The organism is Arthrobacter sp. CJL-S3, assembly GCF_056711635.1.
This window is the reverse complement of sequence record NZ_CM160046.1, coordinates 2,030,813-2,048,461: the sequence shown is the minus strand read 5'-3', so window position 1 is coordinate 2,048,461 and position 17,649 is coordinate 2,030,813. Positions and strand designations below refer to the sequence as shown.

Here is a 17,649-nt window from a genome sequence, read left to right as displayed (position 1 = left end):
GCCTTCTCCAAAGTGGTTGTGATCCGCCCCTTTCTGCCGCCATTTCCATAGAACCTGGGGATTGTCTTCCATGGAACTAGCCGTAGTTTGCGGAGCGGCTTTTGATCGAATAGCTCCAGCGGCCAATTCGGTTAGCCTTGGGATCAATGAACCCCTTTGGACTGCCGGACCACCAACTCGCCGCCTTCGCCCGTCCGGTATTGGATTACCTTCCTGCCGGGTACGACACCGAGGACGCAGTGCAGGCCGAGATGGATGACATAGGGTCCCTCGCCGCTCTTGCGTTACCGGACGTTGTGGCGGCCAGGATCGGCCGGCTCGGAGTCGACGTCAGCACCGGGAACATGACAGAGCGGCTACTTGACGCAAGCGATGGGAGCACCGTCATTTCGGGCCTCAGATACCGCAACCTCGATCCGGCCTTCCCGTTCGTGGCGGTCAAGACGACTGCCCGAGTAAACGACGCCGAGTCTGCGGATACACTGGCCGCCCAGGTGGCCGAGGCCTACCACGGGGTGGGCGTGCGTGGCTTCACATTTTGGGAGCAGCCAGGCCTCGACCTATCCGCCACAGAGAGGTGGGCAACAGTCATGGCCGGGTCCCTATGCGTGGCAGCAAGAGCTGACGAGCGGGACCTGACCGGGGCTCTGACGATCTCCTGGCCCGAAGCGGCGACTGAAGTGTTCGCCGATTACCAGCAAGGACATCAAGCGTGGCGGTCCGATGCCCCGATGCTCGCCCCGTTTGTTTCAGAGTCCTACGAGGAGGGGCTCCAGGAAGCGGCGGACCAGGGCTTGTTGATGACGCTCCGGGACGACCACGGCTTTGCCGGGTTGGTGGCTGCCACAATCTCACCGATCTTTGGCCGACGTGCAGTCTGCATGCTGGACGTGTTTCTGACGGAACGCCTGCGTGGCAGGGGCTTGGCTCCGGCAGTGCAGTCAACTTTCCTGACCGGCCAACGCTCGGGCGCGGACACCGTCTGGGGTCACATCCACGCAGGGAACCTGCCCTCGCAGCGCACGGCCCAGAAGCTGGGCAGGCGGCCGGTCCAGCAGGAGTACTTCGTCAGCCTGTCCGCGAACTGAAATGGCCGGCCCCGCAGCCTGGGACAGCGGCCACTCCGCAAAGAATGCCCAATGTCAGCACCCGGAGCTACACTGGATGTATCGAACATATATTCGAATAAAGGTGTGTTGTGGGCGTAATCATCGGGCCCCGCGTGATAGACGCGGGCACTTCTCTTCTGTCGGTCCTGATCTCGCCGGTGCCGGTCGCCGCCGGCTACCCGTCACCGGCCCAGGACTACTTCGACGGCCGGATCGACCTCAATGAGCACCTCATCAAGGACATCACGAGCACCTATGTCGTGCGGGTCTCCGGCGACTCCATGGAGGGCGCGGGGATCAGCGACGGCGACGAGCTGATCGTCAACCGTGCCCTCGAGCCCCGCGACGGCTGCGTCGTCGTTGCAGTCCTGGACGGCGAACTCACGGTCAAGAGGCTGCGCCTGACGGCTTCGGGCGTGGTGCTGCAGGCGGACAATCCCCGCTATCCGGACATCCGGGTCCCGGGCCTGTCCGATCTGGTCATCTGGGGCGTCGCGACCCGCTGCCTGCACCATGTCTAGGGCCGGATCCGGCCGGGGCAGCATCGCCCTGGTGGACGTGAACTGCTTCTATGCCAGCGCCGAACGTGCCTTCGACCCCTCCCTGGAGGGCCGCCCGCTGGTGGTGCTCTCCAACAACGACGGCTGCGCGGTGACCCGCTCCCCCGAGGCCAAGGCACTCGGGATCCCCCTCGGCGAGCCCTGGTTCAAGCTCGCACCCCGGGCCAGGGAATGGGGGCTCGTCGCACGGTCCAGCAACTACGAGCTTTATGGGGACATCAGTGCCCGGGTGATGGAACTCCTCGGGCGCTACTCCGCCTGGCTGGAGATCTACAGCATCGACGAGGCATTCCTGGGCGTCAGCGGCACCCCGGAGGAGCTCCACCGGCTGGGCCACACCATGAAGACGGCGGTCCGCCGGAACGTCGGTGTCCCCGTCTGCGTTGGCATCGCCGGCACCAAGACACTGGCCAAGCTGGCCAATAAGTGGGCCAAACACAATCCGGCGTTCGACGGCGTCTGCCACTGGGAGGCCGTGCCCGTGGCCCAGCAGGAGAAGCTGATGGCGGGCCTGTCCGTCGTCGAACTCTGGGGAGTCGCGGCGCGGCTGACCAAACGGCTCAACGCCCTGGGAATCCATTCGATCCTGGACCTCGCGCGCGCGGACCCGGTCACGATCCGGGACCGTTTCTCTGTGGTGTTGATGCGGACCGTCCTGGAACTCCGGGGAACTGCCTGCATCCCCCTGGAGGAGGAAAGGGTCGGCCGCGACCAGCTGATCTTCAGCCGTTCCTTCGCCACCCCGATCACCACCGGCGCCGGGCTGCGCCAGGTCCTCGGCGTTTATGCCCAGCAGGCCAGTGCACGGCTGGCCAGGCACGGACTGCAGGCAAAGGTGCTGACCGCGTTTGCCGCCACATCCCACTACAGCAGGCACGCCAGCTCCTACCCTTCGGTGTGCGTGCCGCTGCCGATGCCCACCGCTGACCCGCTCCTCCTGGCCAGGGCGGCGTACGCGCTGCTCCCCAGGGTCGACGACGGCCTCCCGTATGTCCGCGCGGGGATCATGGTCACCGATCTGCGCCCCACCGGAAATCAGGCGCCCCTGGCGATCTTCGAAAACCCGCACGAGGAACGCGGCATCGGCTCGCTGCTGGAGCAGGTCAGCAGCAGGTACGGGCGCGGCTCCATCGGGCTCGGCCACGCCGGACTCCGGGGCGGGCCGGACTGGACCATGAGGCGCGACATGCTGTCCCCCCGGTATACGACCCACTGGGCCGAGCTCCCGGTCGTCAAGGCCGGGTGACTGCCCGGGACGGCCGCCGGGTAAAGACGGTGGGTCATCCGGTCGTGGCCAGCGCCTGCTGCAGGAAGGAATCGAGGACCCGGCCGGCGTTCTCCTGCATGCGCCGGGTTTCCTCGGCGGCAAGCTGCGTGCATTTGGGTCCGTGCAGCCGTTCCCCCAGATAAAGCAGGGCCGCCAGGACCTCAGAGAGCTCGGTGTTTCCTTCAGCGCGCTGCCGCAACAATCTCAAGTGGGCAGCCTGCAGGGCCGGTCCCGGGGCGCAGCCCAGGTCGCGGTCGAACAGCCGGCGGCAGCGTTCATAGGCGGACAGGCCCTCCACGGGCAGTCCCGCCTGCTCATATCCCGCGACAAGGATGGTCCACGCACGTTCATTAAGCGGCTCGGACCGGACGGCTGTCTGTGCCAGCGAAATGGCGAGCTCGGGTTTGTCGAGAAATGCTGCGGTCTCTGCCGCGAGAATCAGGGCGGCGACCTTCTCGGCTGCGTGGCGGGTTCGCGCCTCCTCTGCCCAGTCCGCGACGAGTTCAAAGCCCAGCAGCGGCTCTGCGGCCAGCTCCAGGGCTTGCATCGAGAGGGCATGCGCCTCGGCCGGCGCGGACTGCCTGGCCGCGCGGACCAGACCGTGGAACTCCGACAGGTCGAGTTCGACCAGCTGTGGATCGAGCACGTAGCCGCCGTTCGCGGTGCGGAGCGGACCCGACTTGGTGTTGCCCGGCTGGATCGCCCGGCGAATGCCGCTGACGTAGCTCTCCAGGGTGGCGACTGCGCCGTCGCTGGCCTGCGGCCCCCAGAGAAGCTCCACGAGGCGCGTCTTGGACACAGGTGTCCCCAGATTCAGTAAAAGGATCTCCAGAATGTGCCGGGGCTTGCAGCCTCCCATGTCCGCTGCCCTGAGTACTGCACCATTTCGCCGGACTTCGAATGTTCCGAATAGTCGTACCGAAATTGCCGGCGTGGAACCGCCCACTTTATCCACCATGATCTCCGATTTCCCCAGGCATCATTTATTCATATTCGGAGAGCCGGAAGGAATTATAGGAACGCCGTGCTGAGACTCACTTCCTTCGGCTTTCTAGGAAAACCGTGACACGCAAAATGGGGCGCAACAAGGAATGCAGCTACCCGTTCCTTTACCGCACGGAAAGTCGGGTACACCCTGGAGGGCCGCCAAGTATCCGCCACGAGTTATGCGAGTACAGGGGCTGTCGGGCAAGTATCTTCACTCACAGCTGCCGCCAGCCCATCGGGTAGGCGGCTTTATCACGCCCTGTGAACAAAGGCCTGGGACATTGCCTCCGGCCAGCACGCTCCGGCGGGGCGGGCGGCTGTTACTTCTCCGTCATTTCCTCGGGGACGGCGAGTACCCGCATTTCCGTTCCGTCACGCAGCACGGCCAGCTCGAGCGGCACGCCAATCGCTTCGGCAAACAGCAGCTTTTGCAGACTTTCCGCATTGGAAACGGCCTTTTCGCCGACCTTGATAAGCACATCGCCCGCCCGGAGTCCCGACCGCTCGGCGGGTGAACCGGGCAGGACCTCGACCACCAGCAGCCCTTCGCGGTGCCCGGTCCGGACCACTGCACTGGGCTGCAACTGGACCGGGGTGTTGACGAGGCCGAGATAGGCCCGGCGTACACGCCCGTCCTTCAGCAGCGCCGCAATGATCCGTCGCGACGTGGCGTTGACCGGAACCGCCAGACCCAGCCCGGCGCCGGCCACCGCGGTGTTAATGCCAACGATTCTTCCCCGCGAGTCGGCGAGTGCCCCTCCGGAGCTGCCCGGGTTGAGGGCAGCGTCAGTCTGGATGACGTCCTCGATCATGCGCCTGTTACGACCGGACCAGACCGGGATGGAACGGCCCAGCCCGCTGACCACACCGGCGGTCACCGAGCCCGAGAGTCCCAGGGGGTTTCCGACGGCGATGACCAACTGCCCGACCTTGAGCGACTCCGCATCGCCAAGCTCCGCCGGGGCCGCCGTCGGGGCCCTGCCGTGAACAACAGCCAGGTCCGAAAGGGGATCCGAGCCGACCACCTCCACCGCAGTACGGGTCCCGTCGGAGTACACCGCACTGCCCCGCTGGGCACCACCCACCACGTGGGCGTTGGTGAGGAGGTACCCGTCCGAGGTGAACAGGACGGCGGAGCCGGCGCCCATGCGGAACTGGCCGCGCCGGCCGGCGCCGCCCACTTCGAGCGCTGCCACGTGGGGGGTCACGGCAGCGGCTACGCGAATGACCGTGGCGGAGTAGGAATCGAGCGGGTCCCCGGACGCCTCGGGGACGGGAACCCGATTGGTGGCAGTGGCCACAGCGCACCTCCTGGAATTGGTACTTATTCAAGTCAACCACCGGCCCGTCCGGGGTAGTCCGGCGCTCCCTACGCCCTCAGAGAAATACCCCGGATGTCACGCCACCCGGGCGGCAGTTCATCACGCGGGCAATCGGCCGCTAGGCTCAGAGGATCAGCCTTTCAGCAACAGGAGAACCTACGTGAACCCAGCGTCCGCTTCACCCGATCCGCTGCCTGCGCTGGGCCTAAGCTGGGGCATCAAACGCAGCTTCATCGACTACATCACCAGCCTGCCGGACGGGTCCGTTTCAGCGACCGAGGGTGCGACGGTGGCCGGGTCGTCCCTGTTCTGCTTCAGCCCCGAATCGTCCGACTACGACGTCGCCCGCGGCACCGGCGTGCTGCGCTTCCGGGGTGACGTCCGGCTCGCCGGCCACCACGGCATGCTGCTGGTCCGGCTGCTGGACCCGTGGATCACTTTCACGGCCGGCAGCGGCGTGCTCTCCATCAGCACCGGCGACGGCGGCGGCCAGGACCGCACCGTCGTCGCGTTCCTCAGCCCGTCGAGACCCCGGCTCACCGACGGCTCGCTGGTCTGGGAACACGTCGACGTCGTCATTTCCCCGGAAGGGTCAGACCTCTTCGACGGCCAGTATGCCGCGGGGCAGCCGATGGATCCGCTGTTCATCCGGGTCACCAGCTAGCAGAACCGCGCCGGCGTAGGACAGCGCCGGGGCTCCTAAACGTCGCCGTGGGCTTGCGGCACCGGGGCAGCGGAACCGAACAACCAGCCGGTGACGTCGCTGCGCAGGACGAAGTGGGGTCCGCCCGTGGCGCTGACGCTTCCGGTGGGAACGTAGTACCCACGTCCCGCGCCCGGACCGCCCGCTGCGCGGTCGAGGGCATCGGTGAGCTGCCTCGGCAGGTGCCCTGCCGGGCCGAGGGCCCGGAGGCCGTCAAATTCCTCTGGCGTGAGCCTCCCGAGTACTGCGGCGATATCGGCCATCACGGATCCCTTCTGGCGGACGGTGCTTGAAGAATCAGCCTAGGACCGCGGCATGAACGGCACGTGAAATCCGGACGAAGATCGTCGAACACCTGCACGGCCCCCGCGGCCGCCACGCACCGGTGGAGTGGGTTTCGCTGGTGTGAGTGCCGGTGTTGTGAGTGTCACTGCACGCCGCCTCTGTACACCCAGCCAATTAACGGATAGATGCTGTACCGTTCTATCCCGGGAAACCCAGAACAACGGAATCGAGAATTAACCAGGTGGCAACCGACTATGACGAAGTCCGATCCGACGTTGCGGAGTCACGCAACGCCTCGCTGGAGGCACTTCGCTCCGCGAATGCTCCGGACGCCCGGAGCGTAACCCGCGAGCTCGATGAGGCCGACACCTCCGAAGGCGTGGAACTGCCGGGCGCCGACCTGTCCGGCGAGGAACTGACGGTCACCGTCATTCCGCAGAAGGACGACGAGTTCACGTGCTACTCCTGCTTCCTCGTCCGGCACCGCTCGCAACTCGCCCGCGAGAAGGCAGGGCACTCGTACTGCGCTGACTGCATGAGCTAAACACCGCTTCACATTCCGGCCACAACGCCGCCGCGAATGCCGTGCCCGGCACGTTCCGATACGCTCCTCTTTGACGATGCGGCGCCTGCCGGCACGGAGCCGGAGGCGGGAATCATGCGGAACTGGACCACCAAGCCGGAGGACTCTCCGGGCGTGGCCGACGACGCCGTGGATGGCCAGTCTGCTTTTGACAGCTCCGGCACCGGTACGTCCGGGGCCGGAGCTGTTGGGGTTGGCACCGGAACCCCACGCCCAGGGCGCGGCTGGAGTCTCAAGACGGAATGGTCGAGGGCCTTCGCCCTGATGCTGGTGGCGCTGCTCGTGGGGGCTCTGGCAACAATTGTCGGCGTCCGGGGCGTCGCGGACCAGGTCCAGGAAACGGCCGCCCAGCTCCAAGGTGTCTCGGATACCGTCGCGGGGCTGCGCTCCGCCCTCGACGCCCACGAGCTGGCCGGCCACCGGCTCCTGTCCGGCGCCCCGGTCGACCGGTCGGCGTTCCTGCAGCAGCAGGGGGACCTTGCCCGCCGCTTCGATGAGGCCATCCGGTCCCTGCCGGCGGAGCGAGACATGGGCGCCGCCGCGGGCCGGGCCCGCGCGGCGTGGCAGAGCGGCCTCACGGAACACGGACTGTGGGATGGCCAGGTGCAGGGCCTCACGGGAAACCGGGTAGCGGAGTCTCCGGGGCTCGCCGCGTCCGGCGCCGGTGTCCGCTCCCTGCTGGACGGGATCCAGCGGTCAGCCCTGGAATCGATGGAATCCGGTCTGGCCTACAGCGCCGAACTCCAGCAGATTGTGATCGCGGCCCGCAGCGCCCTGTTCGGCCTGGCCGCTGCCGGCGTCGTCTACTTCCGCAGCCGAATGGTCAGGTTCCTGATCCGGCCCATCGAGGGCCTGCACAGCGGCGTTCTCAAACTGAAAACCGGCGACTACAGCCACCGCATTCCCGTCGTCCGGCACGACGAACTCGGCGAACTGGCCACGGCGTTCAATGCCATGGCCGCCGCGGTCCAGGACAGCCACCGGGCGCTGACCCACCGCGCCACCCATGATCCGCTGACCGGGCTCGCCAACCGTGCCGCGTTGACGGAGCGACTCGCGGCGTCCTTCAGGCCCGGTTCAGAACGCAGGTTCCGGCACGAGGGCCTGCTGATCATTGACGTCGACGACTTCAAGGACGTCAACGACTCACTCGGGCACGACGGCGGAGACGCGCTCCTGATCCAGCTTGCCGGCCGCCTGCAGGGTTGCGTACGGGCCCACGACCTTGCCGCCCGCCTCGGCGGTGATGAGTTTGCGATCGTCGTCGGGGACGACGCCGACGGATCCGTCACAGCCGCGATCGCTGAACGGATTCACGACGCACTGCGGCCCCCGTTCTCCGTCGGCGACGTGCGCTTGAAGGTTTCAGTGAGTATGGGCGCCGCGCTTCGCCGGCCCGACACCGGGGAGCCGGCCGAGCTCTCGCGGCAGGCGGACTTCGCCATGTACATGGCCAAGCAGGGCGGCAAGGGACGCTACCAGCGGTTCGACGCCGAGGGTTACGACAGGATGGCGCACCGCGCAGCCCTCCGCGCGGACCTCGCCACAGCGGTAGCCAGGCAGCAACTTCAGCTTGAGTACCAGCCAGTGGCCGAGCTGCGCACCGGCGAAATCGTGGGTGTGGAGGCGCTCGTGCGTTGGAACCACCCCACGCTGGGACTGCTGCAGCCCGGGGAATTCATCCCGCTGGCCGAAGAGACCGGAGACATCGAAGCGATCGGCCGCTGGGTGTTGAGCACCGCCAGCCGGCAGGCCGCCCGCTGGCGGGCCGCGATGAACCACTGCGGAAACCTGTGGGTCTCCATCAACCTCTCCACCCTCCAACTGCCCAGCCCCCGGAACCTGGCCGCGATTGAGAGCATCCTGAGGGACCCCGCTTCACAGGCGGACAAGGTCGTCCTGGAGGTCACCGAAACTGCGCTGGCCAGCAGCGTCGACGGAGGCATTGCCGCGCTCAACCGGTTGAAGAGCCTCGGGGTGCGCATCGCCATCGACGACTTCGGGACCGGCTACTCGTCGCTGAGCACGTTGGCCGATCTGCCCGCCGATATCCTTAAGATCGACCGCTCGTTCCTTGCCGGAGACGCCGCCGACGGACCGTCCGCCGCCCTGCTCGAGGGCATCCTGGGGCTGGCGCACAAGCTCAACCTGGATGCGATCGCGGAAGGCATCGAGGACCCCGCGCAACTGGCTTCGCTCCGCGGCCTGGGTTGCCGCCTGGGGCAGGGATACCTGCTCTCCCGCCCCGGACCCGCGCGGGCGATCGAGGCCCTCCTCGCCGCGGGGGCCCGGCTCCAGCCACCGCCTGAAGGGCAGCCTGGCGGGGCGGCGTCACACGCCTGACGCGGCCCGCCGTCCGGCCTTGAGAAGTCGCAGTCCGCTGGCCAGGACGCCGACGTGGCTGAAGGCCTGCGGGAAATTCCCCAGGAACTCCCCCGTTTCCGGATGGATCTGTTCCGGCAACAATCCCAACGGGTTCGCGCGGCCGCAGAGCGTCTCGTACAACGCGTAAGCCTCCTCGAGCCGGCCCTGGCCGGCGAGGTTGTCCACCAGCCAGAAGCTGCACAGCAAGAATGCGCCCTCGCCTCCCGGCAGCCCGTCCGGGGATACCTCGGGGAGGTAGCGGTACAGCAGCCCGTTCCCGGCGTCCAGGCCCTCGGCTACGGCCTTGGTGGTGGCGACCATCCGCGGGTCGTCGAAGGCTATGACGTTGCGGACGGGCAGCGTCAAAAGTGCCGCATCCAGGCCGCCGGTACCGCCGAGGTGTTCGGTAAACGTCTGCAGTTCCGGGTTCCACGACTGAGTCAGTGCGGCCTCGCGGATCTCCTTGGCTGCGGCTTCCCACCTCCCTTTCGGGTAGGGCAGCCCGTGCTTGCGCGCAATCTGGATGGCCCGGTCCACGGCCACGTAGCAGAGCGCAGCAGAGTAGGTGAACGGGCGGCCCGTGGACCGGATCTCCCAGGGTCCGCTGTCCGGGGTCCGCCAGCTGCTGATCGCCAGTTCAACGATGGGGACCAGCGCGGCCCAGAGCCGTGCGTCCACGCGCGCGCCGCTGCTCGACCATTGGTAGGCGATATCGATGATCTCCCCGTAGACGTCGTGCTGCTGCTGGTGGATGGCACCGTTCCCCCACCGGACCGGGGCAGAGCCGCGGTAGCCGCGCAGCAACGGGTCCTGGATCTCCTCCGGCGGCTGCGAGCCGTCCAGGGCGTACATCACGTGGGGTACGCCGTCCCTCTCAACATTCGTCAGCACCCAGGCGAGGAAGACCTCCGCGTCGCTGCGGTCACCGATGCGCCGGAACACGTAATTCGAGAAGGACGCGTCGCGCACCCAGGTGTAGCGGTAGTCCCAATTGCGCGGTGCTCCGGGCCACTCGGGCAGGGAGGACGTCGCGGCGGCCATGATGGCGCCCGTCTCTGCGTGGTCCAGCAGCTTGAGGGTCAGCGCCGAGCGCTTCATCAGCTCCGCCTGGGAACCCTGGCAGTCCAGCGCGGAGGCCCAGCGCCGCCAGGCGGCCACTGTCTGATCGATGAGCTTCCTTGGATCCGGGTGCTGGCGGAGCCGGAACCGCCCGGACCAATGCACGGTTGCCGTGATGGTCTCCCCGGCCCGCAGCGTCAGCTCCGCGGACAGTCCCCGCCCGTCCGGTGCCAGCTCCACTGACGTCCACAGATAGACTTCCGACACACGCCCGCTGTGCCAGTCGAAGCGCCAGCCGCCGGCGAGCTCGTCGAAGGTGACGCCGGTCTTGGGCTCCAGCCGGATACGGAGGCGCACGTCGCCTCCCACGGCCTGGACGTGCCGGAGCAGTTCGCTGCGGCCGGCGGGCACGGGTTCGACCAGGTCGGCGCCGGAGCGAAGGGTCAGGCAGTCCGTGATCTGCAGGGTGCCGCGGTCCGAGGCAAGCGTGGTGACCAGGACACAGGAGTCCTCCATGTACCGCTGGGCCGCTGAATGGATGGAGACCGGCGCGATCTCGAAACGGCCGCCGTTCTCCAGATCGAGGATGCCGGCGAGGAACGGCGGGCTGTCGAATTCCGGGATGCAGAGCCAGGAGATGGCGCCGTCGCGGCCGACGAGGGCGCAGGTGGACCCGTCGCCGATGAGACCATGATCCTCGATGGGCAGGTACCCGTCCCGGCGAACCACCGCGCGCATGTGCGCCGCAGGGAACACGGTTGCGGACTCCTTCACTCTCCTGAATGCCTTGCCGTATTTATTCTCCTCCTGACCGGGCCCGTAGACCACAAATGCGACGGCGGCACGATGCTCGGGCGGTTGACACCCGGCCCAAGGCCATGCTGTGCGGTGCTGTGCCGGGAACCTGGGCCGCGGGTCAGTGCCGGGAGCGCTGCGCCAGCGCGGCATCAAGAACCGCGAGCAGCTCTGGGGTGCGGCGCTGCACACTGGCCGCGTACCGGGTATTTTTTCGAAGGAACTTCTTGATGAACGGGCACACCGGGACAATCTTCAAACCGGCGGCGACCGTCTCGTCCAGGGCCTGAGCCGCGAGCCGGCCGGCGAGCCCCTGGCCGCCGTACTCCGCATCGATGGCGGTGTGGTAGAAAATCCGGTGCCCCTCGCCGTCGTCGACGTAGGCCGCCTGGCCGATGACAGTGTCGCCGTCGAGCACCTCATAGCGCGGCCGGTCCGGGTTGTTGCGGATGGTGATGGCGGTCTGCATTGGTCTCGTTTCAAAGTGGGATGTTCGCTCGGGCCGCGCCGGCAGTGGACAGGCTCAGCGGCCGGCTTCAGTCGCGGGGTCGGAGCCGGGCATTCGGGAGTGCAGGCGCCGGCAGCGGCGCCGGTTCACCCGCGGGGAAGGTGCCGAAGCGCAGGCCCGCGGGTTCCGTCCCGGCATCAGCGAGTGCGTCCTCGGCGCCGATTTCCGCCTGCCACTGCGCCCGGTATTCGACGATTTCTTCATGGCTGCGTCCCACGAAGTTCCACCACATCACGATCTGCTCGCCCAGGGGTTCGCCTCCGATTAGCAGCACCCGCAGCGGTTCGACGCCAGCCGCCAGGGTCAGGGAGGTCCGCCCGGCCGGCAGGTAGGCGAGGTGGTCCTTGGCGACCGGGTGGCCGTCCACCATGAGGGCTCCGGCGTCAACCAGCAGCCCGTGTTCAAAGGACGGCTCGGTGTCCAGATTCAGGGTCGCCCCCGCGTCCAGCAGGATTTCAGCTCCGAGCAGCGGTGTGTGGGTGGTGACCGGCGAGGTGGACCCGGCCACGGATCCCAGGAAGACCCGCATGACCCAGCCGGGTCCGGACAACGGATCGGGTCGGTAGTGCTCAAAGGTGGGCTCCATCTGGCGGGCACTGTCCGGCAGGGCAACCCACAGCTGCGCCCCGTGCAGCACGTCGGTCCCGGGCGTGGAGAACTCCGAGTGGCTAATGCCCCGTCCGGCGGTCATCAGGTTGACCTCGCCAGGCCGCACTGCGGCGTGGAAACCGGCCGAGTCGCGGTGCTCGATCTCGCCGGTGAACAGCCAACTGACCGTCTGCAGGCCCGTGTGCGGATGGCGCGGCACGTGCATGCCCCCCGATTCGCCGACACGGTCCGGGCCGTAGTGGTCAAGAAAGCACCAGGCGCCGATGAGGCTCCGCTGGCGCTGCGGCAGCGTGCGTCTGACGTCCATCGCCCGCGGCCCGCCCAGCGGGACCTGCCGGGGCACCAGAACTTCCACGCCCACGCAGCTGTCATCGGTTTCGCACAGGATTTCCTGGGGTGCCACCTCGGTGTTGCTCATAATGACAGCCTAGCCACCGCACTGCGGTATCCGCAGCCCGCGCAGCCGTCATGATGGAGTTATGACCATCCCCGAGTTGCCCGTCACGATCAGCGTGGGCGAGTCCGCCGTTTCAGGTCTCTACGCCCGTCCCGGGACGGCGTCGGCGACCCTGGTTGTCGCCCACGGGGCGGGGCCGGCATGGAACACCCGTTCCTGGCCGGATTCACCCGCGCCCTGAACGGGCTGGGAATCGCCACGCTCCGTTTCAACTTCCCCTACCGGGAAGCCGGGCGGAAGTTCCCTGACAAGCCTCCGGCAGCGATTGCGGCCTGGCGCGCGGCCATGGCTGACGCCGCTGCCCGGTCGGCGGGCGAACCGCTGTGGGCCGGAGGCAAGTCTTTTGGCGGACGGATGGCCTCGATGGCGGTTGCCGAGGGGATGCCCGCGGCCGGACTCATCTATCTCGGCTACCCGCTCCATCCCCCGGGCAGGCCGGAGAAGCTCCGCGATGAGCACCTCTACGGGCTGACCCTGCCGATGCTCTTCCTGCAAGGCACGCGCGACCCGTTTGCGACGCCGGAACTGCTGGAGGCCGTGGCGGCAAGGGTCGGTCCGGCAGCGACCCTTGAGTGGCGCGACGGCGGCGGCCACACCTTCGATGTCAAAGGGACCAGGCGCAGCACGGAGGAGGTCGGGGCATCACTGGCGGGATCCGCCGCGGCCTTCATCGCCGCGCACCGCCCCGGCTGAGGCATCGGCGGCGTCAGATCCAGGCGGTCCTGCGCAAAGGCGGTTCCTCGCCGCCGGGCCGCTGCACCAGGATCTGGTTGACGCCGGTCATTCCGGACTCGAAGCCCAGGGCACTGGCGGCCATGTAGAGCCGCCAGACCCGGGCCCGGCCTTCGCCGGCCAGCCGCACCGCCTCGCTCCAGTGCTCCTCCAGGTTCCGCACCCAGGCCCGCAGCGTCAGGGCATAGTGCCGGCGCAGGGCCTCGACGTCGAGGACTTCCAGTCCGCCGGATTCCAGCGCTCCCACCATCTCCGCCAGGGCCAGCATCTCGCCGTCCGGGAACACGTAGCGCGGGATGAAGGAGTCCGGATCCGGGGCGGTGGGCCCCGCGTTCCAGGAAATGGCGTGGTTGAGCAGCCGGCCGCCGGGCCGGAGCAGGCCGTGCAGCCTGGCGACATACCCGGGCATCTGTTCGCGGCCCACGTGTTCGGACATGCCGACGGAGCTGATCGCGTCGAACGGCCCGTCGGCAACATCGCGGTAGTCCTGGATACGGATGGACACCCGGTCTGTCAGGCCGGCGTCCGCCACGCGCTTGCCCGCCATGGCCGCCTGCTCCCCCGAAAGTGTCACGCCCACGACGTCGACTCCGTAGTTCTGCGCCGCGTGGAGGGCGAAGCTCCCCCAGCCGCAGCCGACATCCAGCACCCTCATGCCGGGCCGCAGTCCCAGCTTGCGGCAGACCAGATCGAGTTTGGCGTCCTGCGCGGCTTCCAGTCCGGTGCCTTCGTCCTGCCAGACCGCGCAGGAGTAGACCATCGACGGACCCAGGACCAGGGCGTAGAAGTCGTTGCCGACGTCGTAGTGGTGCGAGATGGCCGCAGCGTCACGCTGCCGCGTGTGCCGCCGGCCGGCACGGACGATCCGGGCTTCCTCCGGGGGTGGCGCCGGATTCGGGCCCAGCGCGCCGAGCAGGGCGGCGTTCCTCAGGATGGTTGCCAGTTCGCGGACAGTGGGACGCCGGAAGGGCCCGGGCTCCGTGAACTTACCGGTGGAACTCAGGGCCGCGAAGCTCGCGAAAATGTCGCCCGGGGCGTCGATGTCCCCGGCAACGTAGGCGCGGCTGAGGCCGAGCTGCCCGGGCGACCACAGCATCCGGCGGAGCGCCCGCCGCGAGCGGAACTCGATGACCGGCGCGCCGACGGGGCCGGCCTCCGAACCGTCCCAGGCCTTCAGCCGCACAGGGATCTCCGCCGTGCCCAGGACGACGGAGAGCACTTCCGCCAGCCGTGGTGCCACCCCGCTCTTTTTGCTCATAATCATGACCTTTCTTCCGGCGCCTTAGTCCGCTTCCAATCTATTTCGGCGGTCCGCAGACGAACAGGGGCCGGATGGCCCTGCCGCATTGCGGTTCCGGGGCCAATGCCTCTGGTGCTCGCCCGCGCGGGGCACCTATGGTCGTGGGATGACTGAAGCATTGTCGTCTCTCACGGAGACGTTCAAAAACGTGGGTGTGTCCAGGGCATACGGACCGGCGGTGACCGTGGACGGTGAAGAACTGATCCCGGTGGCCCTGGTGTCCTTCGGCTTCGGCGGCGGCGGGAACTCCGGGCCCGGCCCCGCCGGCGCAGCTGCCGGGGCCGGCGAAGGGCCCGCTGCCGGCGGCGGCGGAGGAGGCTTTGTGCTCCCGCTGGGCGTGTACTGCCGGGGAGGGGACGGGCAGGTGTCGTTCCGGCCCAACACCATCGCCGTCCTTGCCGGGCTGGTCCCGCTCGTGTGTGCCGTCGGTTACTCGGTCCGCGGCGTGCTGCGCACCGTCCGCCGCCGCTGAGCCCGCCGCCTCGACCGTGCAGGCCAGACACACGCCCGGGCACGGGCATGCCCGGGTCACACCAGAGGGCTGGGGGTCACACTAACGTGCCAGGGAGTTCTTCTGCCGCCGCGTCAGGCTGTTGACCGTTCCGCAATTCGAGCACGTGATGCGGTAGGACCGCGACGTGGTGAACACCGGGATGAAGAAAAGCGTGAACCTGGTGGACCGCTCTTCCAGTCCGTGGTGAACGAACCGCCCGCAGCGCTGGCAACTGGCCGGACGGCCGGGCAGGGGGTGCTGCACGGTCCTGAGTCCGAAGAGAATGAACATCGTGTCCTCAGTCCTTCTTGATCACCGGGGCGGCAAGGTGGGCCGATAGCCCCGACAGAAGGATGGTGATCCCCTCATCCAGTTCTGCGGCGCCGTCATAGTCGGCGAGCTGGGGAGCCAGGGCGCGCAGCCGCGGGAATTCCTTCGGCGGCAGGCGGTGGAGGCCAAGACGCAGCAAGGCCTCGTTCTCGTCGGGGTCCACGATGAACTCCTGGAGTTCGTTGAGGATGTGGCCGTAGAGGAAACCATAGTAGGCGCGGTAGACGTGCAGGGCATTGGAGGCGGTGAAACCGGCGTCGATCAGCAGACCCAATATTTGCTCCAGCGGCCGAAGGGTGCCCAGCGGGCGGAGACCAAGCGGGGTGGAGAGCGGGCGGGTCACCAGCAACGGGACCACGTTGGGATGGCGGAGAGCGAGCAGCCGAAGGTCGTGGGCGATGCGCCGCAGCTGTCCCTGCCAGTCCGGGTCGTCACCGAAGATGGCAAGCTCGTCCAGGACGAGCTCGGTGACGCCGTCCAGGAGCGCGGCGCGGTTGGCGGCGTAACGGTACAGCCCCATCGGGTCCCGGTGCAGGGCCTGCCCCAACCGGCGCATGGTCAACGCCTCCAGCCCCTCGTCGTCGACAAGTTTCAGCGCGGCGGCCAGAACGACTTCGCGGCTGAGGCGGTTTTTCCGGGCGCCACTGCGGGCTTCGTCGCCTGCGGTTTGCTGCGGGATTGTCATGGTGCGTGCCACTTCCTCAAGCTTCGGGCCAGGCGCCGCGACCGCGGCACCACTTGCCTAACACGTAGTCTACGCCTAATATCTACATTGTAGACATTCCGGTATAACACCGGGCCCCGGCCTTCGGGCCAACCCCTTCAGCGCCTTGTGCACGGCGCCGCAGGACACGCTGCTGTAGCCACATGGCGGCATTCACCGCACAGCACGGAAGAGAGCCAACCATGGCCGCTTCACTGACTGCTTCTGCCCACATCGACCGCTTCCTTGCCGAGGCAACCACCGAAGGAACTGACGACGGCAACTCGCTGCGGAAGGACCAGCTCTACGGGCTGTACATCAGCTGGTGCCTGTTGCACAACGCCGCACCGCACCCTGTCTCGGGCTTCTGGGCTGCCCTGAAGGCCCACCGCATCAAGCCCGGCCGCAGCCGGCTCCGGATGGCGGGACCGGCAGCCACCGATTACATCCTGGCGTCGTATCCGGCGCTGAACTGAGCGTGGCGGAGGCCGCACGTGTCCCTCGGCGCGCCTGCCCGGCCCGGGGCACTGCGCACGGCACGGCGTGACAGACTGTGGGCGTGAACAACCCAATGGACGTGCCGGTGGAGACGATGCGGGACGCTGACGTGCCGCAGTGGTGGGGACGGCTCGGGCTTCCGGGCCTGATCGATATCCATACGCACTTCCTTCCGGAGCGAATGCTGCGGCGGGTGTGGGCGCACTTCGACGAGGCCGGCCCGCTCATCGGCCGACCCTGGCCCATTACCTACCGCACGGACGAGGCGAGCAGGCTGGCCCGGCTGCGGCAGCTGGGGCTGCGCCATTTCACCGCACTGACCTACGCGCACCGCCCGGGCATGGCGGCGGAACTCACTGACTTTGCCCTCGAACTGGCCGCAGCAGAGCCCGACTGCGTCCCGAGCGCCACCTTCTTCCCCGAGGACGGTGTCCTGGATCAGGTGCGGTCGGCCCTGGAACGCGGCGCCCGGGTCTTCAAGATCCACGCCCAGGTGGGCGGATTCGATCTGCGCGAGCCGGTCCTCGACCCGGTCTGGGGCCTGCTCGCCGAGACGGGCGTTCCGGTCGTTGTGCACGTCGGCAGCGGCCCGGTTCCCCGTCCCGGCTTCACCGGCCCGGACAAGCTTGAGGGGGTCATGCGCCGCCATCCCCAGCTGACCGCCGTCGTCGCCCATCTGGGGGCCCCGGAATACCGCGAGTTCCTGGACCTGGCCGGGACGTACCCCCGCATTCACCTGGACACCACCATGGTCTTCACGGACTTCTTCGAAGCCGCCGCACCGTTTCCGCCCGAGCTCCTGCCGCGGCTGGCCGCGATGCCGGAGCGGATTGTGCTCGGCAGCGACTTCCCGAACATCCCGTACGCCTACGCCCATCAGCTGGAGGCGCTGGAACGGCTCCGCGACAAGGAGCCCCGGCTCGACGACGACTGGCTGCGCACGGTCTGCTGGTTCAACGGCCAACGCCTGCTGGGCGTCTGACCT

General features: G+C 67.9%; 18 protein-coding genes and 1 pseudogene. 10 read left to right on the top strand and 9 right to left on the bottom strand.

What is annotated here, in order from left to right:
• Window positions 1-146 precede the first annotated feature (146 nt).
• From AC06G6_RS09255 to AC06G6_RS09245, 3 genes are all read left to right on the top strand, one after another.
• On the top strand, window positions 147-1,088 hold the full coding sequence (locus AC06G6_RS09255) for a GNAT family N-acetyltransferase (protein WP_479828399.1): 942 nt from the start codon (window positions 147-149) through the stop codon (window positions 1,086-1,088).
• A 110-nt stretch (window positions 1,089-1,198) separates the two neighbouring features.
• On the top strand, window positions 1,199-1,630 hold the full coding sequence (locus tag AC06G6_RS09250) for a LexA family protein (protein ID WP_307464106.1): 432 nt from the start codon (window positions 1,199-1,201) through the stop codon (window positions 1,628-1,630).
• Window positions 1,623-2,915 (top strand): Y-family DNA polymerase, encoded by a 1,293-nt coding sequence (locus AC06G6_RS09245; protein WP_479828398.1) that lies wholly within the window; start codon window positions 1,623-1,625, stop codon window positions 2,913-2,915. The genes AC06G6_RS09250 and AC06G6_RS09245 overlap by 8 nt, the downstream gene beginning before the upstream one ends.
• Window positions 2,916-2,949: 34 nt before the next feature.
• On the opposite strand, the gene AC06G6_RS09240 is transcribed toward AC06G6_RS09245, so the two are convergent.
• Together AC06G6_RS09240 and AC06G6_RS09235 are read right to left on the bottom strand one after the other, a co-directional pair.
• Entirely contained in the window at window positions 2,950-3,735 is a 786-nt protein-coding gene (locus tag AC06G6_RS09240; protein ID WP_479828397.1) for an AfsR/SARP family transcriptional regulator, read from the bottom strand.
• Between the two features lie 508 nt (window positions 3,736-4,243).
• Window positions 4,244-5,224, bottom strand: a complete 981-nt coding sequence (locus AC06G6_RS09235; protein ID WP_479828396.1) for a S1C family serine protease — start codon at window positions 5,222-5,224, stop codon at window positions 4,244-4,246.
• Window positions 5,225-5,405: 181 nt separating this feature from the next.
• Here AC06G6_RS09235 and AC06G6_RS09230 point away from each other — a divergent pair, with 181 nt between their 5' ends.
• Window positions 5,406-5,909, top strand: coding sequence for an HtaA domain-containing protein (locus AC06G6_RS09230; protein ID WP_479828395.1), 504 nt, complete (start codon window positions 5,406-5,408; stop codon window positions 5,907-5,909).
• A gap of 35 nt (window positions 5,910-5,944) precedes the next feature.
• Here AC06G6_RS09230 and AC06G6_RS09225 read toward each other — a convergent pair whose 3' ends face one another.
• Window positions 5,945-6,211: a hypothetical protein gene (locus AC06G6_RS09225; protein WP_479828394.1), complete on the bottom strand. Its 267-nt coding sequence runs from the start codon at window positions 6,209-6,211 to the stop codon at window positions 5,945-5,947.
• Between the two features lie 263 nt (window positions 6,212-6,474).
• On the opposite strand from AC06G6_RS09225, the gene AC06G6_RS09220 reads away from it, so the two are divergent.
• Window positions 6,475-6,777, top strand: a complete 303-nt coding sequence (locus AC06G6_RS09220) for a DUF4193 domain-containing protein (protein WP_024367177.1) — start codon at window positions 6,475-6,477, stop codon at window positions 6,775-6,777.
• Between the two features lie 114 nt (window positions 6,778-6,891).
• A complete protein-coding gene (locus tag AC06G6_RS09215; RefSeq protein ID WP_479828393.1) occupies window positions 6,892-9,159 on the top strand; it encodes a putative bifunctional diguanylate cyclase/phosphodiesterase in 2,268 nt (755 codons plus the stop codon).
• Here AC06G6_RS09215 and AC06G6_RS09210 read toward each other — a convergent pair.
• From AC06G6_RS09210 to AC06G6_RS09200, 3 genes are all read right to left on the bottom strand, one after another.
• A complete protein-coding gene (locus AC06G6_RS09210; protein ID WP_479828392.1) occupies window positions 9,148-11,013 on the bottom strand; it encodes a glycoside hydrolase family 15 protein in 1,866 nt (621 codons plus the stop codon). The genes AC06G6_RS09215 and AC06G6_RS09210 overlap by 12 nt on opposite strands.
• 142 nt (window positions 11,014-11,155) lie before the next feature.
• The gene (locus AC06G6_RS09205; protein WP_479828391.1) at window positions 11,156-11,503 is read right to left on the bottom strand and encodes a GNAT family N-acetyltransferase; all 348 of its coding nucleotides are present in this window, start codon (window positions 11,501-11,503) and stop codon (window positions 11,156-11,158) included.
• A 67-nt stretch (window positions 11,504-11,570) separates the two neighbouring features.
• A complete protein-coding gene (locus AC06G6_RS09200) occupies window positions 11,571-12,569 on the bottom strand; it encodes a pirin family protein (protein WP_479828390.1) in 999 nt (332 codons plus the stop codon).
• Between the two features lie 61 nt (window positions 12,570-12,630).
• Between AC06G6_RS09200 and AC06G6_RS09195 the strand changes: the two are divergent.
• Window positions 12,631-13,301, top strand: a pseudogene (locus tag AC06G6_RS09195) (alpha/beta hydrolase family protein).
• A 13-nt stretch (window positions 13,302-13,314) separates the two neighbouring features.
• On the opposite strand, the gene AC06G6_RS09190 reads toward AC06G6_RS09195, so the two are convergent.
• Window positions 13,315-14,598, bottom strand: a complete 1,284-nt coding sequence (locus AC06G6_RS09190) for a class I SAM-dependent methyltransferase (RefSeq protein ID WP_479828389.1) — start codon at window positions 14,596-14,598, stop codon at window positions 13,315-13,317.
• A gap of 148 nt (window positions 14,599-14,746) precedes the next feature.
• Between AC06G6_RS09190 and AC06G6_RS09185 the strand changes: the two genes are divergently transcribed.
• A complete protein-coding gene (locus AC06G6_RS09185) occupies window positions 14,747-15,112 on the top strand; it encodes a hypothetical protein (RefSeq protein ID WP_479828388.1) in 366 nt (121 codons plus the stop codon).
• 81 nt (window positions 15,113-15,193) lie between these two features.
• On the opposite strand, the gene AC06G6_RS09180 is transcribed toward AC06G6_RS09185, so the two are convergent.
• Window positions 15,194-15,424, bottom strand: a complete 231-nt coding sequence (locus tag AC06G6_RS09180) for a zinc-ribbon domain-containing protein (protein WP_479828387.1) — start codon at window positions 15,422-15,424, stop codon at window positions 15,194-15,196.
• A 7-nt stretch (window positions 15,425-15,431) separates the two neighbouring features.
• Window positions 15,432-16,148, bottom strand: a complete 717-nt coding sequence (locus AC06G6_RS09175) for a TetR/AcrR family transcriptional regulator C-terminal domain-containing protein (RefSeq protein WP_479828386.1) — start codon at window positions 16,146-16,148, stop codon at window positions 15,432-15,434.
• Window positions 16,149-16,369: 221 nt separating this feature from the next.
• On the opposite strand from AC06G6_RS09175, the gene AC06G6_RS09170 reads away from it, so the two are divergent.
• Together AC06G6_RS09170 and AC06G6_RS09165 are read left to right on the top strand one after the other, a co-directional pair.
• Window positions 16,370-16,642, top strand: coding sequence for a hypothetical protein (locus AC06G6_RS09170; RefSeq protein WP_479828385.1), 273 nt, complete (start codon window positions 16,370-16,372; stop codon window positions 16,640-16,642).
• A gap of 83 nt (window positions 16,643-16,725) precedes the next feature.
• Window positions 16,726-17,646: an amidohydrolase family protein gene (locus tag AC06G6_RS09165; RefSeq protein WP_479828384.1), complete on the top strand. Its 921-nt coding sequence runs from the start codon at window positions 16,726-16,728 to the stop codon at window positions 17,644-17,646.
• The last annotated feature ends 3 nt before the right edge of the window (window positions 17,647-17,649 follow it).